We start from the raw sequence: 1,424 nt of genomic DNA, 5'->3' as shown, positions 1-1,424 counted from the left end.
TAAATCATCACCATTAGTGGCAATAACTTTTTTGTACCAATAGAATGAATCTTTACGATAACGATCTAAAGTTTTTAAATCAAATTCTTCACGGTCTACATAAATAAATCCATAACGTTTGACCATACCTTCATGTGTTGAAATCAAGTCTACTGCTGACCATGGACAGTATCCCATCATTTCACAACCGTCTGTGATTGCTAATTGTACCTGTTCAAGATGTTTTCTTAAATATTCAATTCGATATTGATCATGTACTTTACCGTCTTCTGTTAATTTATCATATGCTCCTAGTCCATTTTCAGTAACGATCATTGGCAGACGATAACGTGAGTACATTTCACGGATTGTTGCCCGGAATCCCATTGGATCAATTTCCCATCCAAATTCAGTAGTTGGTAAATTAGGATTTTTAAATCCACGATAGAATCCGGCTTCACCACGAGCAGTTTGCTGATCAGCTCCAGGATCCATTGTTTCAGTTCCATCACTAGCTTCACAAGTAGCAGTATTGTAATAGTTGAAACCAATAAAATCAGGATGTCCATTTTTCAATGCTTCAGCATCTCCAGGTGCAAATGTTGGGCAGGCATCATGTTCTTCTAAGTAAGCCCAAACTAAATTATTATATACACCGTAAACCGCCATATCCAAATATAACCAGTTTCTTATAGCATTATAGTTTTGTGCTGCTAGAACATCTTCAGGTTTGCAAGAAGCAGGATAAACTAATGAAATATTTGGTGCAGGTCCGATTTTTGCTCCAGGAATCATTTCGTGGCATAATGCCATTGCTTTAGCTTGTGCTACCAGCATATGATGGTTTTGCTGATAGATTTCTTTGATTTCGTTTGTGCATCCTTCCGGCAAGTGTAATGTACCAATTACCGGTCCAACTAAAGTCAGCATATTTTGTTCGTTGATCGTTAGCCAATATTTAACACGATCACCATAATTTTCATACATAACTTTTGCAAAGTTTACAAACCAGTCAACCGATTCTGGATTACCCCAGCTTCCTCTTTCATCTAAAGCAGCCGGCATATCAAAATGGAACATTGTTACCAATGGTTCAATACCGTATTTTAAACATTCATTAATAACATTATTATAATATTCAATTCCTTTTGGATTGACTTCACCAGTTCCATTAGGTAAAATTCTTGTCCAAGCGATAGAGAAACGATAAGTCTTGAATCCCATTTCTGCCATCAATGCAATATCTTCTTTATAACGATGATATTGATCAGCACACACATCAAGTTCTGAAGTTCCTTCAGGTACTTTTTTGACATCCTGACAAGATGGTCCTTTTCCATCGATTAAGTTAGCTCCTTCTACTTGATAAGCAGATGTTGAAGCTCCCCATAAAAAATCACTTGGGAATGGTTTTAGTTTTTTGTGTAACATTTTATTTCCTCCTT

1 protein-coding gene is annotated in these 1,424 nt (G+C 36.4%); it reads right to left on the bottom strand.

From position 1 onward, the window contains the following. Positions 1-1,410, bottom strand: a 1,410-nt coding sequence (locus KSU54_RS18400; protein ID WP_009010136.1) for a glycoside hydrolase family 1 protein, incomplete at its 3' end; no start/stop codon positions are given. Positions 1,411-1,424 lie beyond the last annotated feature (14 nt).

The sequence above is a fragment of the Erysipelatoclostridium sp. MSK.23.31 genome, from assembly GCF_019125875.1.
Taxonomy (GTDB): domain Bacteria; phylum Bacillota_I; class Bacilli_A; order Erysipelotrichales; family Coprobacillaceae; genus Thomasclavelia; species Thomasclavelia ramosa.
The sequence above is the reverse complement of the archived record's forward strand: the minus strand, read 5'-3'. Positions and strand labels throughout refer to the sequence as shown.